Origin of the sequence: Bradyrhizobium sp. IAR9 (assembly GCF_013408065.1) — a bacterium.
Lineage (GTDB): Bacteria > Pseudomonadota > Alphaproteobacteria > Rhizobiales > Xanthobacteraceae > Bradyrhizobium.
On the sequence record NZ_JACBZW010000017.1, the window covers coordinates 20,416 to 33,737 of the forward strand.

A 13,322-nucleotide genomic window follows, 5' to 3' on the forward strand; every position below is an offset into this window, starting at 1 on the left:
CGCGGCCATCCCGAAATCACTTCGCAATGGCGGGAAGACAGAGCGGGCGCTTGCCCTTGCCGATGAAGTCGAGGATTTCGGCGATCGCCGGATCTTCGCCCGCGAGCGGGCGCGCCGATTCCAGCCGCTCGGCGAAGGTACCGGGCCCGTGGAAGAGCTTTTGATAGAACCCGCGCACCGTCGCCAGTCGCTGCTTGGTGAACTTGCGCCGCTTCATGCCGATCAGGTTGAGGCCTTCCAGCGCCGCATATTGGCCATTGACCAGCCCAAACGGGATGATGTCATCGCGCACGCCGCACACGCCGCCGACCATGACCTGCGGTCCGATGCGGGTATACTGGTGCACTGCGGAGAGGCCGCCGATGAAGACGAAATCGCCGATCTCGGCGTGACCGCCGAGTGTCGCCGAGGTCGCGAAGATCACGTCGTTGCCCACATGGCAGTCATGGCCGACGTGGCTGCAATTCATGAAGTAGCCGCGATCGCCGACCGTGGTGATACCACCGCCGGCGACCGTGCCGGCGTTCATCGTCACGGATTCCCGTATGGTGCAGCCCGATCCGATCCGGAGCTTCGTCAGCTCGCCCCGGTAGCTGAGCGACTGCGGTGGCGTGCCCAGGGAGGCAAACGGATAGATGGTGCAATCATCGCCGATGGTCGTCTGCGCGGTGATATGCACATGCCCAATCAGCTTACAGTTCGCGCCGATCACGACATTTGAGCCGATGATGCAATACGGCCCGATCTCGGTGCCCTCGCCGATCACGGCGCCGTCCTCGACCCGTGCGGTGGGATCAATCTTGCTCATCAAGCAATCTTACTCGTCAAGAAGGTCTGGTTATGCGTTGAAGTCGCTCAGTTTTCCGGTGGTTAGCGCGACTATGCCCGATCTGTCCAGTGACGTATCATCTCTGCCTGTTTCAAGTACCGGATGAGGTGCCTTCCCGGCTCCTCAACAACTTCATGCGGAGCTTCAGCTTTCATGGTCAGGGCCCTGGCACTTCTGCTCGCACAGCTCGCGGCCGCACCGATCGTGTCCGAGACGGTCGAGACCGGCGAACGCCACCCTATCGACCTCGCGACATTCGAATGCCGCGACATCAACCGCAGCACGGTGCTTCAGCGTGTCTGCTACGACCGTACGCAGCGCGACCTCGTCGTCGCGACTGGCGGCAGCTATACGCGCTATTGCGGCGTCGCGGCCGAGACAGCCGACCGTCTCCTGGGCGCACCGTCCATGGGCCAGTTCTTCAACCAAAGCATTAAGCGCGAGGCACCCGGCGGCCGCTACGATTGCGGCGCGTGAGGAATCCGTCCAGCGCGGCCCGCGTGCCGCTCAGTCCGTCAGCATGGCGCCGACGTCGGCTTCCGCGACCACCTGCCCGTTGACCTTGGCGTCGCCGTGAAACCACCACATGGCCTTGCGGCGGCCGACCGAGCGCATGTGATACTCGATGGTATCGCCGGGCAGCACGGGCTTGCGGAATTTGCACTTGTCGATGGTGAGGAAATAGACCGCCCGCGGCTTTTCGGTCCCTTCGACGGACTTGATGCCGATCACGCCCGCGGTCTGCGCCATCGCCTCGATCATCATGACGCCGGGATAGACCGGGCGCTCCGGGAAATGCCCCTGGAAGGCCGGCTCGTTGAAGGTGACGTTCTTGATGCCGATGCCGCTATAGTCGGCGCGGATGTTGATCACGCGGTCGATCAGCAGCATCGGAAAGCGGTGCGGCAGCGTCTGGAGGATGGCATTGATGTCCACCAGCTCGAACTTAACAGGTGATTCCGCCGTCATTCCCGTCCCTCATCCTTCGGATCAGCCCTGCTGTCGCGTACCAAGCGCTCCACCGCGATGATCTCCTTGAACCATTGTTTGGTCGGCTTGGCGAAAAAGCCACCCCAGCGTCCGCCCGGCGGGATGTCGTCCTTGACGCCGCTCATCGCGGTCACCTGGGCCCCGTCCCCGATCTTGAGGTGGTTGTTGATGCCAACCTTCGCTCCGAGTGCCACGTTGTCGCCAATGGACAGGCTGCCGGCGAGCCCGATTTGGGCAGCCAACAGGCAGTGCCGTCCGATCGTGACATTGTGACCGATCTGGACCTGATTGTCGATTTTCGTACCCTCGCCGATCACGGTGTCGCGCAAGCTGCCGCGGTCGATCGTGGTCCCGGCGCCGACCTCGACGTCGTTCTGGATGAGCACCCGGCCGGTCTGGGGCACCTTCAGATGGCCCTCGGGGCCGAAGAAGATGAAGCCGTAGCCGTCCTGGCCGATCGAGCAGCCGGGATGGATCAGCACATTGTTGCCGATGAGGGCGCACTGGATCGCGGTGCGCGCGCCGACATTGCAGTCCCGGCCGATCTTGACGCCGGGCCCGATCACCGCCCCGACGCCGACCACCGTGCCGCTGCCGATCTCCACATCCGGGCCGATCACGGCCAGGGGATCGACGATCACGCCGTCCTCGAGCCGGGCCGAGGGATCGATGATCGCCGACGGCGCGATGCCGTCATTGCCGACCCAGGATTGCGGCCTCAGCGCTTCGCCGTGCCATTCCCGCGCGATCCTGACAAAGGCCCGGAACGGCTGCGCCGCCCGCAGCACGGCCACGTGCGCGGGCACCCGGGGCTCGAAGCGCGGGCTCACCAGGCAAGCGCCGGCCTTGGTCGCCTTGAGCTCATCGGCGTATTTGAGGTTGTCGAAGAACGCCAGATGCATCGGGCCCGCTTCGTCAAGCGAAGCGAGGCCCGTGATGATGTGGCCGCCCCTGGCGGGATCGACCAGCTGCGCCTTGGTCAGCGTGGCGATGTCAGCCAGCGTTGAGGCAGGCGGCTTTGTGAAGAAGGTCGGCTGCGCCATTCCACCCCGTCGCGGTCCGGCTTCGGCATGAAGCGGTCGAGCCGCATCATGCTCCATCTCTTGGATCGGCACGATCCCTTTCGGAAACCGGTTCCAGTGATCCGGATCGTGCCGTGCTGATCGAATTAGAACGTGGTGCCGCCGCCGAACCGGAACTCCTGCGTGCGATCGTACTTGCCCTTGCTGAGCGGCACGGCGTAGTCGAAGCGCAGCGGACCGAACGGCGACTGCCAGATCAGGCCGACACCAACCGACGAGCGGACCACCTTGCTGTCGTCATACACGAGGCCGGTACAGGTTCCGGCGCTCGATGGATTGATCGACGACGGGATACAACCAGGTGCATTGACTTCGTTGGTGCCTGAGACGCCGTTAAACGCCCAGCTGGTTGGTCCTTGGTAGTCGTAGAGGCCGCCGGCATCGGCATAAACCGCCCCCTTCAGACCCACTTCCTTCGGCAGGAACCAGAACGGCATCTGCAATTCGAGCGAAGCGCCCCAGTACTTGGTGCCGCCGAGGGCGTCCTGCGTACCGAACGGGTTCAAATCGCGCGGGCCGATGCCGTTCGGAGCAAAGCCGCGGACGAGGTTCGAACCCATCTGGAAGTGATCGAGCATGCGCAGATCGCTGCCCATCTTGTTCAGCATGCCGCTCTGCAGGCGGACGAGGCCGACGATGTCCGACACCAGCGGAGTGTAGTACTTCGCATCGATGACCGATTTCATGTAGGAGACGTCGCCGCCGACGCCGGCGAAATCCTGACGGAAGTCGATGAGCAGACCGTCGGTGGGGTTCTTGTTGTTGTCCAGCGTGTTGTAGGTCAGCGTGTAGCCGAGCGCCGAGGTCAAAGTCTTGCCGTTGGCAAGCTCCTTGCGCACCGGCAGCGAGGCTTCACCGTCGCTGTAGCAGCCGAGGCCGTTGGTGGAGACAAGACTGATACCGTTAGCGGCGGCGTAAGCCGGGCTTGGATTGAATGCCGCGGAGCCGGCAACGTTGTTACAGTTCGCCAGGTAGTTCGGCAGGGTGATTTCCTGCTGGTAGATCGAGTAGCGCAGCTGGAGCGCCAGATCCTCACGCAAGGAGAAGCCGAGGCGCGGCGAGAAGCCGAGCGTCTTGGTGCCGTAGGAGATGTAGCTGTTGGACAGCTGCTGGCGCTGATAGAGGTCGAGGCCGAGCGCGACGCGGTAGTCGAGCAGATACGGCTCGACGAACGACAGCGAGTAGCCGCGTGCGTATTGGCCATAGGTCACCGACGCCTTGGCGAACAGACCGCGGCCAAGCAGGTTGCGTTCGGAGATCGAGACTTCGGCCAGCGCGCCGTCGGTGGTGGAGTAACCGCCTGAGATCGAGAAGTCGCCGGTCGATTTCTCTTCCATGTCGACGATCAGGATGACGCGATCGCTCGACGAGCCGGGCTCCGTCGTGATCTTCACGCTCTTGAAATAGTCGAGGTTCTTCAGGCGCCGCTCGGCACGGTCGACCAGGGCGCGGTTGTAGGCGTCGCCCTCGGAGATATCGAACTCGCGGCGGATCACGTAATCGCGGGTACGCGTGTTGCCGCGCAGGTTGATGCGCTCGATATAGGTGCGCGGACCTTCGTCGATGTTGAACACGACGGAAACGGTGTGCGCCTCGAAATTGCGGTCGCCGCCGGGCCGGACCACGGCGAAGGCATAGCCGCGGCGCGAGGCCTCGATCTGCATCTCCTCGACCGACTTCTCGACCGATTCGACGTTGTAGAGCGAGCCGACATTGACGCGCGAATAGGCGCGCATCGACGAGGGATCGAAGTTCGGAATGCTGGAGCGGAAGTCGATCGCGCCGACGCGGTACTGCGATCCTTCCTCGATCTTGAAGGTGACGTTGAAGCCCTTCTTCTCCGGATCGTATTCGGTGAGCGCGGCCACCACCTGGACGTCGGCGAAACCGTTCTTGAGATAGAAGCGGCGGATCAGGTCGCGGTCGGCTTCGACGCGGTCGGGATCATAGATGTCGCCGCTGGCCAGGAAGCTCAGCAGGTTCGATTCGCGGGTCTTGATGACGTCCCTGAGGCGATAGGACGAGAATGCGACATTGCCGATGAACTCGATCGACTTGACGCCGGTCTTGGCGCCCTCCTCGATCGTGAAGATGAGATCGACGCGGTTGTTCGGCTGCTCGATGACCTCGGGCGTGACGCGCACGTCGTAGCGGCCGGACCGGCGGTAGATTTCAGCGATTCGCAGCGTGTCGGACTGCACCATGGCGCGGGAGAAGGTGCCGCGCGCCTTGGACTGGACCTCAGTGGTGAGCTGCTCGTCCTTGATCTTCTTGTTGCCCTCGAAGGCGATGCGGCCGATTACCGGGTTTTCCACCACGGAGACGACGATCTGACCGCCGCCGCCGCGGTTGATTCTCACGTCCTGGAACAGGCCGGTCTCGATCAGGGCCTTGAGGCCGTCGTCGATGGCGCCTTGATCCAGGCGGCCGCCCGGACCCGGCTTGAAGTAGGAACGGATCGTCTCCACCTCGACCCGGCGATTTCCTTCGACGGAAATCGACTGCACGGTCTGAGCGAGCGCAGACGAAGACACAAAAACAGCCCCGACCGGGGCAATCACCGGCGCGCCGAACATGATCAGGGTTGCGAGCAAGCCCCCCCGGAGTCGCAGTCCAAACTTCATCGCGCAACGCGCCCTTATCATTCCGAGCCAGACCCAACCCCAACGCCGGTCTGGAAGATTCCCCAAGTTCAGGCCGCTTGTAGCCAATTTCACCGACGCCGCAAACGGCCGAAAGCGCCGTAATTTCAATTTCATTCCAAGACGTTGCTCATCAGCAACGCCACAAAAAAGCCTCCATCAAGATGCCGCCATCCGCAGGATGTCGTTATAGGTCGCAAACACCATCAACATCAGCACCAAACCGAGCCCGATTCGGAACCCCATCTCCTGAGTCCGCTCGGACAGGGGCCGGCCGCGGACGACCTCCGCCGCATAGAACATCAGGTGGCCGCCATCGAGCAGCGGGATCGGGAACAGGTTCAGCAGGCCGATCGACACCGACAGCACCGCGCACAGATTGATCACGAACTGGAACCCGGCGCTGGCCGCCTGCCCCGACATCTTCGCGATGCCCAGGACGCCGCTGACCTCGTTGGGATTGCCGTTTCCGACGAACAGAGAGCCCAGGAACTTGAAGGTGCTGGTGATGATGAACCAGACCTGCTCGACCCCGATCTTGAGCGCCTCGCCGATGCCCACCGGGGCGGTCGAGGCCTCGCCGGCCTGCGATTTGTGCTCGACGCCGAGCACACCGAGACGGTGGCTGTTGCCGAACGGATCCTTGCGCTCGAGCAGCGCCGGCGTTGCGGTCAGCGAGACGATGGCGCCGTCCCGCTTCACCTGGAAGGCAAGCGCCGAACCCGCATTCATCGCAACGATTCGCTGCATGTCGGCAAAGCTCTCGATCGGCTTGCCGTCGATCTGGACGACGACGTCCCCGATCTTGAAGCCGGCCGCGGCCGCGGCGCCATCGGCGACGACGCCATCGACCCGCGCGATCGTGCTCGGCTTGCCGTAATACAGCGCCATGCCCGCGAAGATCAGCGCGCCCAGGATGAAATTGGCGATGGGTCCGGCCGCGACGATGGCCGCGCGCGGGCCGACCTTCTTGTGGTGGAAGCTGCCGGCGCGCTCCTCGGTCGTCATGGCCGCGAGCGTCTGGGCCGAGGGGGTCGAGGCCTCGCTCTCGTCGCCGAAGAACTTGACGTAGCCGCCGAGCGGGATGGCCGAGATCTTCCAGCGGGTGCCGTGGCGGTCATTGAAACCGACCAGCTCAGGTCCGAAGCCGAGCGAGAAGGTCAACACGCGAACGCCCGCCCAGCGCGCGACCAGAAAATGGCCGAGTTCGTGGAAGAACACGACGATCGTCAGGACGAACAGGAAGGGAACCGCGTAGCCGAGGAGCCCATGGCTCAACGTATTGAAACTATGGACAAAAAAGTCGATCATCGAATTCCCTCATCCAGCGCCGCAAGGCCCTGGCCCCGAACCATCTAGGATGCCTTTAAGGCAATTTGAGGCAATAGGGCGGCAGCTCTATTTCGAGCAACATGGTCAACAGAGATTGCATCATCGGCGGACGTCAGGGGCGCCTGGTTCCCGCTGCGGATCCAGTCGTCCAGTGTTGCCTCCACCAGCCGGGCGATCGCGCCGAACCGGATCTTGCCGGCGATGAACGCGGCGACCGCGACCTCATTGGCCGCGTTGTAGACGGTGGTCGCCCCCTTCCCGGTCCGGAGCGAGTCGAAAGCCAGCCGTAGCCCGGGGAAGCGCTCGAAATCGGGCGCCTCGAAGGTCAGCTGGCCGATCTTGGCGAGGTCCAGCTTGGCCGCCGGCCCTTTGATCCGGTCGGGCCAGCCCAGGCAGTGCGCGATGGGGGTGCGCATGTCGGGCGCGCCGAGCTGGGCCATCACCGAACGGTCGGAGAACTCGACCATGCCGTGAATGATCGACTGCGGATGCACGAGGACGTCGATCTCGTCGGGCGACAGCGCGAACAGGTACGACGCTTCGATCACCTCGAGCCCCTTGTTCATCATCGACGCCGAATCGATCGTGATCTTCTGGCCCATGCTCCAGTTCGGGTGCTTCAGGGCCTGCTCGAGCGTCGCCTGCTCGATGTCGGCCGGCTTCCAGGTGCGGAACGGGCCGCCCGACGCCGTGATGATGACACGGACGAGTTCGTCCCGATTGCCCGAGGCAAGCGCCTGAAACAGCGCATTGTGCTCGGAATCGGCCGGCAGGATGCAGGCGCCGGCCTTGGCGGCGCGCTGCATGAAGAAATCCCCGGCGCAGACCAAACATTCCTTGTTGGCCAATGCCACATGCGCGCCGCGGTCGACCGCGGCGAGTGCCGGCTTCAATCCGGCAGCGCCGCTCACCGCCGCCATCACCCAATCGGCCGGACGCGCGCCGGCTTCGATCACCGCGCTTTCGCCGGCGCCGCATTCGGTGCTGGTCCGGGCGAGCGCGGCCTTGAGCTCGGCGAGCTTGGAGGTGTCGGCGATCGCGACGTAGCGCGCGGAGAATTCCTTGGCGAGCTTGGCCAGCGCTTCGACATTGCCGTTCGCCGTCAGCGCCTCGACGCGATAGCGCTCGGGCGAGGCGCGCAGCAGATCCATCGTGCTGTCGCCGATCGAGCCGGTGGCGCCGAGAACCGTGACGCTGCGGACGCTGGACGCCGCAGCCTTGTTATTACGCAATGGAACCGCGCTCATATCCTCACCAAACCATAAGACCGCTTCCGGCGCTATGCACACCATGGCGGAGAAAGCCGATAATCCATGCCGCCAGGATGGCGGCGACAAAACCGTCCAGGCGGTCCATAAGCCCGCCATGGCCGGGAATTAAGTGACTGGAATCCTTGACACCGAAGCGCCGCTTCACCGCGGATTCGAACAGATCGCCCAGTGCCGACACCACCGAAAGGATGGCGCTGACGAGCAGCAATGGTCCCATCTTTCCGAACCCGCAAGCCGCAAAGCCCACCGCAACCAGAAGGCTTGCGGCGAAGCCGCCCAGCGCCCCGGACCAGGTCTTTTTCGGACTCACGCGCGGCCAGAGCTTCGGCCCGCCGATGCTGCGACCGGCAAAATAGCCGCCGATATCGGTCGCCCAAACCACCAGCAGCACGAACATCAGCGCAGAGAAGCCGTTGACGAGATCCTTCCGCACCAGGATCGAGGCCAGCAGCGCTGCCGCTGCATAAGCGAATCCGGTCGCCGCCCAGAGGAACTTGCCGCGCGCGATCAGCGTCACGATCGCGCCGCCGACGAGGCCGACGATGATTGAGGTCTTCAGCCCGCCAAAAGCGACGGCGGCCCCCATCATCGCGATGACGATCGTCCCCGCCCCGGTCAGCGCGGCCGAGCCCGCGCCCACCACCGTCAGCCATTCCGCGAACAGCCCGATCGACACCAGGGTGACGAGCAGCGCCCACAGCCAGCCGCCGGCATAAGCGACCGCGATGGTCAGCGGCGCCAGCACCAGCGCTGCGAGGACCCGCATCACCAGATTGTTCGGGGCAGGCTTGGCGCCCGCCGGTGCGGCGTCTTGTTCGCTCACGAGGCGGTTTTCGCGACCAGGCCGCCGAAACGGCGCTCGCGCCTGGCGAATTCGGCGATCGCGCTTTCCAGCGCCGCCTTGTCGAAATCGGGCCAGTGGATCGGCACGAACACAAGCTCGCTATAGGCGGCCTGCCACATCAGGAAATTGGACAGGCGCTGCTCGCCGCTGGTGCGGATGATGAGATCGGGATCGGGAATGTCGGGCGCATCGAGATGCGCGCCCAGCGTTTCGGCGTCGATCGTGGCAGGATCGCGCTTACCTTCCGCGACCTCGCGCGCCAGCTTCTGCGCCGCCTTCGCGATCTCCTGCCGCGAGCCGTAATTGAAGGCGACGACGAGCGTGAGGCGCGTGTTGTCGCGCGTCAATTCCTCGGCCTCGTTAAGCAGCGCGCAGATGTCGCTCTCGAGCCCATCGCGTTCGCCGATGATGCGGACCTTGACGCCGTCGCGATGCAGGCTCGCCAAGTCGTTGCGGATGAAGCGGCGGAGCAGACCGAAGAGATCGCCGATCTCGCTCGCCGGACGCGACCAGTTCTCCGACGAGAAGGAGAAGATGGTGAGGTAGCGGATGCCGAGCTCGTGCGAGGCACGCACGACGCGACGCAAGGCCTCGACGCCGCGGCGATGCCCTTCCGCACGCGGCAGACCGCGCGCGGCCGCCCAACGCCCGTTGCCATCCATGATGATGGCGACATGCGCGGGCGCCTCGGACCGATCGGGTCCCTCCGTTGCGGGCGCGGCGGCGTTCGACATTGAAGGTGGCCTTAAAGCATGATCCGGAAAAGTGCGAAGCGGTTTTCCGAAAAGATCATGCGCTTACAATAACCTGAAGCGCGATGACATTCATCGCGCTTCAGACGGTGAGGATTTCTTTTTCCTTGGCGGCCAGCAACTGGTCGATTTCGGTGATCGTACCGTCGGTCGCCTTCTGCACCTCGTCGGCGTGGCGCTTCTGGTCGTCCTCGGACATTTCGTGGTTCTTCTCGAGCTTCTTGAGGACGTCGAGGCCATCGCGGCGGACGTGGCGCGCGGCGACCTTGGCGGCTTCCGCATATTTATGCGCGACCTTCACCAGTTCCTTGCGCCGTTCCTCGTTCAGCTCGGGGATGCGCAGGCGCAGCACCTGGCCTTCGGTCGCGGGCGACAGGCCGAGGTTGGAATCGACGATCGCCTTCTCCACCGCCTTGACCATCGACTTGTCCCAGACCTGCACCGAAATCAGGCGGGGCTCCGGCACGCTGACGGTGGCGAGCTGATTGAGCGGCATGTGGCTGCCATAGGCGTCGACCTGCACCGGATCGAGCATCGAGGCGGAGGCGCGCCCCGTCCGCAGGCCGCCGAGCTCGTGCTTGAGGGACTGGACGGCGCCCTGCATGCGGCGCTTCACTTCGTTGAGGTCGAAAGTACCGGTGGGCATCACGTTTCTCCTTCAAGATCCCGGCGACCGCTCCCGCGACCTTCCCTAAAGGCGCGCGACGGTTGAGCGGTCAGCCGGCGACAATGGTTCCGTGGCCGACGCCACGTAGAATCGCGCCGATCGAACCCGGCTCCGCGATCGAGAATACGATGATAGGCAGAGACGTCTCGCGAGCAAGCGCGAAGGCGGTCGCATCCATCACCTTGTAGCCGCCCTCGATCGCCTGCGAATGGGTCAGCCGGTCAAACCGCGTGGCGGACGGATCCTTCTTCGGATCGGCCGAGTAGACGCCGTCGACATTGGTCGCTTTCAGCACCGCCTGGGCGCCGATTTCGGCGGCGCGCAGCACCGCGGTCGTATCGGTGGTGAAGAACGGATTGCCGGTTCCGCCGCCGAGCAGCACGATCCGGCCCTCGGCGAGATATTTGTGCGCCGCAGTGCGGGTGAACAGCTCGGAAATCTCGGGCATGACGAAGGCCGACAGCGTGCGCGCCGGCGTGCCCTTGCGCTCGATCGCCGCTTCCAGCGCGAGGCAGTTCATCATGGTGGCGAGCATGCCCATGGTATCGCCGGTCGGGCGCGATACACCGCGGGAGGAGACCTCGACGCCGCGCACGATGTTGCCGCCGCCGATCACGACTGCAACCTCGGTGCCGAGCTTGCGGGCCGCGATCAGATCGTCCGCAACCCGGTCGACGGTCGGCTGATCGATGCCAAAGCCTTGCTGTCCCGCGAGATATTCGCCGGACAGCTTGATCACGACGCGACGATAGACCGGATCAGACATGAGCACTTTCCTTGTCCGAGCGCCGCTTCCGGCGGCACGCCGGAAGGAACGTTCCGGCGCTTACTTCTTGCCGCTGGCCGCAGCGACCTCGGCCGCGAAGTCGCTTTCCTGCTTCTCGATTCCCTCACCGAGAGCATAGCGCACAAAGCCGGCGATCTTCACAGCGCCGCCGACCTTGCCTTCGGCTTCCTTCAACGCCTGCGCCACCGACTTGCCGGTGTCGTGGATGAAGGCCTGCTCGAGCAGGCAGACTTCCTTGTAGTAGGTCTTGAGGCCGGACTCGACGATCTTCTCGATCACGTTCTCGGGCTTGCCCTGCTGGCGATATTTGTCGGCGAGCACGTCCTTCTCGCGCTTGACGACCGCCGGATCGAGGCCGGACGGATCGAGCGCCAGCGGATTCGCGGCGGCAATGTGCATCGCGATCTGGCGGCCGAGCGTTGCGAGCTCATCGGCCTTGCCGGGCGATTCCAGCGCCACGATCACGCCCATCTTGCCGGCGCCCTCGACGACCGCGCCGTGGACGTAGTTCGACACCACGCCCTGGCTCACTTCGAGCGAAGCTGCGCGGCGCAGCGTCATGTTCTCGCCGATGGTGGCGATCGCGTCATTGATGGCGGCCTCGACCGTGACGTCGCCGACCTTGGCGGCCTTGATTTTCTCGACATCGGAGCCGGCGTCGAATGCGACCTGGGCGACCATTTTGACGAGGCCCTGGAACTGGCCATTGCGCGCGACGAAGTCGGTTTCGGAGTTGACCTCGACCACGACACCCTTGGTGCCCTTGGTCAGGGCGCCGATCAGGCCCTCGGCCGCGACGCGGCCCGACTTCTTGGCGGCCTTGGACAGGCCCTTCTTGCGCAGCCAATCCTGCGCCGCTTCCATGTTACCGTCGTTTTCGGTCAGCGCGGCCTTGCAGTCCATCATGCCCGCGCCAGTCGACTCGCGCAGGTCCTTGACCATCGCAGCTGTGATCGTTGCCATCGTTGAAAATCCTTTGTGCCTGCTGGTTCGCCGCGGCGTGGCATCGAAGCGCCCCGCCGCGGTCCATCTCAGGGATTCGCGTCAACTGAAATGGTGGCCGGATCTTGTCCGGCCAACCCATCGCTCTCTTGACTATTCTGCTTCCGCGGTCAGCGCCTTGGCCTTGGCCACCCAGGCGTCCGCACGGCTCGGCAGACCGACTTCTTCGCCGATCGTGTGCGCGGTGTCGTGATCGAGCTCGGCGAGCTGCCAGAAGTGGAAGATGCCGAGGTCGTTGAACTTCTTCTCGATCGCACCCGACACGCCCGGGAGCTTCTTGAGGTCGTCGGCGGTGCCGCGCGGACCTGCGAGGCCCTGGAAGCCGCTCGACGAAGCCGCCGGCAGCTCTTCAGCGAGCGGACGGGCCGAGGCGCCGACGTCGATACCCGAATCGCCCTGGGCGCGGGAGATGCCGTCGATCGCGGCACGCGCGATCAGGTCGCAATAGAGCGCGATCGCACGGCCGGCGTCGTCATTGCCCGGCACCACATAGGTGATGCCCTTCGGGTCCGAATTGGTGTCGACGATCGCAGCGACCGGGATGTTGAGCCGCTGGGCCTCCTGGATCGCGATGTCTTCCTTGTTGGTGTCGATCACGAAGATCAGGTCGGGCAGACCGCCCATGTCCTTGATGCCGCCGAGCGAGCGGTCGAGCTTGTCGCGCTCGCGCTGAAGCGTCAGGCGCTCCTTCTTGGTGTAGGAGCTGGCATCGCCGCCCGAGAGCACGTCGTCGAGGTGACGCAGACGCTTGATCGAGGCCGAGATCGTCTTCCAGTTGGTCAGCGTGCCGCCGAGCCAGCGCGAATTGACGAAATACTGCGCGCAGCGCTTGGCAGCGTCCGCGACGCCGTCCTGCGCCTGGCGCTTGGTGCCGACGAACAGGATGCGGCCGCCCTTGGCGACGGTGTCGCTGACCGCCTGCAAGGCGTTGTGCAGCATCGGCACGGTCTGCGCGAGGTCGACGATGTGAATGTTGTTGCGAGCGCCGAAAATGAACGGAGCCATTTTCGGATTCCAGCGGTGAGACTGGTGACCAAAGTGCACGCCAGCTTCAAGCAGCTGACGCATGGTGAAATCGGGTAGCGCCATCGTTCTAATTCTCCGGTTGGTTCCTCCGGAAACGT

General features: G+C 64.3%; 13 protein-coding genes. 1 reads left to right on the forward strand and 12 read right to left on the reverse strand.

Going from position 1 to position 13,322, the window contains the following annotated elements; translation table 11 throughout:
- Window positions 1–16: 16 nt before the first annotated feature.
- Window positions 17–808, reverse strand: a complete 792-nt coding sequence (lpxA, locus tag GGD67_RS33350) for an acyl-ACP--UDP-N-acetylglucosamine O-acyltransferase (protein WP_179738729.1) — start codon at window positions 806–808, stop codon at window positions 17–19.
- Window positions 809–982: 174 nt separating this feature from the next.
- On the opposite strand from lpxA, the gene GGD67_RS33355 reads away from it, so the two are divergent.
- On the forward strand, window positions 983–1,306 hold the full coding sequence (locus tag GGD67_RS33355; protein ID WP_179738732.1) for a KTSC domain-containing protein: 324 nt from the start codon (window positions 983–985) through the stop codon (window positions 1,304–1,306).
- A 30-nt stretch (window positions 1,307–1,336) separates the two neighbouring features.
- Here GGD67_RS33355 and fabZ read toward each other — a convergent pair whose 3' ends face one another.
- The 11 genes from fabZ to GGD67_RS33410 all read right to left on the reverse strand — a co-directional run bounded on the left by fabZ (window position 1,337) and on the right by GGD67_RS33410 (window position 13,287).
- A complete protein-coding gene (gene fabZ / locus GGD67_RS33360; RefSeq protein WP_018320213.1) occupies window positions 1,337–1,798 on the reverse strand; it encodes a 3-hydroxyacyl-ACP dehydratase FabZ in 462 nt (153 codons plus the stop codon).
- Window positions 1,795–2,862 carry a UDP-3-O-(3-hydroxymyristoyl)glucosamine N-acyltransferase gene (lpxD, locus tag GGD67_RS33365; RefSeq protein WP_179738734.1) on the reverse strand — a complete coding sequence of 356 codons (1,068 nt, stop codon included), beginning with the start codon at window positions 2,860–2,862 and terminating at the stop codon, window positions 1,795–1,797. Before lpxD ends, fabZ begins: the two co-directional genes overlap by 4 nt.
- Before the next feature lie 125 nt (window positions 2,863–2,987).
- Window positions 2,988–5,525 (reverse strand): outer membrane protein assembly factor BamA, encoded by a 2,538-nt coding sequence (bamA, locus tag GGD67_RS33370; RefSeq protein ID WP_179738736.1) that lies wholly within the window; start codon window positions 5,523–5,525, stop codon window positions 2,988–2,990.
- A 177-nt stretch (window positions 5,526–5,702) separates the two neighbouring features.
- Entirely contained in the window at window positions 5,703–6,854 is a 1,152-nt protein-coding gene (gene rseP / locus GGD67_RS33375) for an RIP metalloprotease RseP (protein WP_038949774.1), read from the reverse strand.
- Window positions 6,855–6,898: 44 nt separating this feature from the next.
- Window positions 6,899–8,122, reverse strand: coding sequence for a 1-deoxy-D-xylulose-5-phosphate reductoisomerase (dxr, locus tag GGD67_RS33380; protein WP_179738738.1), 1,224 nt, complete (start codon window positions 8,120–8,122; stop codon window positions 6,899–6,901).
- A gap of 4 nt (window positions 8,123–8,126) precedes the next feature.
- Window positions 8,127–8,969, reverse strand: coding sequence for a phosphatidate cytidylyltransferase (locus GGD67_RS33385; RefSeq protein ID WP_179738740.1), 843 nt, complete (start codon window positions 8,967–8,969; stop codon window positions 8,127–8,129).
- The gene (locus GGD67_RS33390) at window positions 8,966–9,724 is read right to left on the reverse strand and encodes an isoprenyl transferase (RefSeq protein ID WP_018320207.1); all 759 of its coding nucleotides are present in this window, start codon (window positions 9,722–9,724) and stop codon (window positions 8,966–8,968) included. The genes GGD67_RS33385 and GGD67_RS33390 overlap by 4 nt, the downstream gene beginning before the upstream one ends.
- A 100-nt stretch (window positions 9,725–9,824) precedes the next feature.
- Window positions 9,825–10,388, reverse strand: coding sequence for a ribosome recycling factor (gene frr, locus GGD67_RS33395; RefSeq protein WP_026202318.1), 564 nt, complete (start codon window positions 10,386–10,388; stop codon window positions 9,825–9,827).
- Window positions 10,389–10,458: 70 nt separating this feature from the next.
- Complete coding sequence (pyrH, locus tag GGD67_RS33400; protein WP_026202317.1) at window positions 10,459–11,175, reverse strand: UMP kinase; 717 nt, start codon at window positions 11,173–11,175, stop codon at window positions 10,459–10,461.
- A gap of 60 nt (window positions 11,176–11,235) precedes the next feature.
- Entirely contained in the window at window positions 11,236–12,159 is a 924-nt protein-coding gene (gene tsf / locus GGD67_RS33405; protein WP_018320204.1) for a translation elongation factor Ts, read from the reverse strand.
- A gap of 132 nt (window positions 12,160–12,291) precedes the next feature.
- Entirely contained in the window at window positions 12,292–13,287 is a 996-nt protein-coding gene (locus GGD67_RS33410; protein ID WP_018320203.1) for a 30S ribosomal protein S2, read from the reverse strand.
- Between the last annotated feature and the right edge of the window lie 35 nt (window positions 13,288–13,322).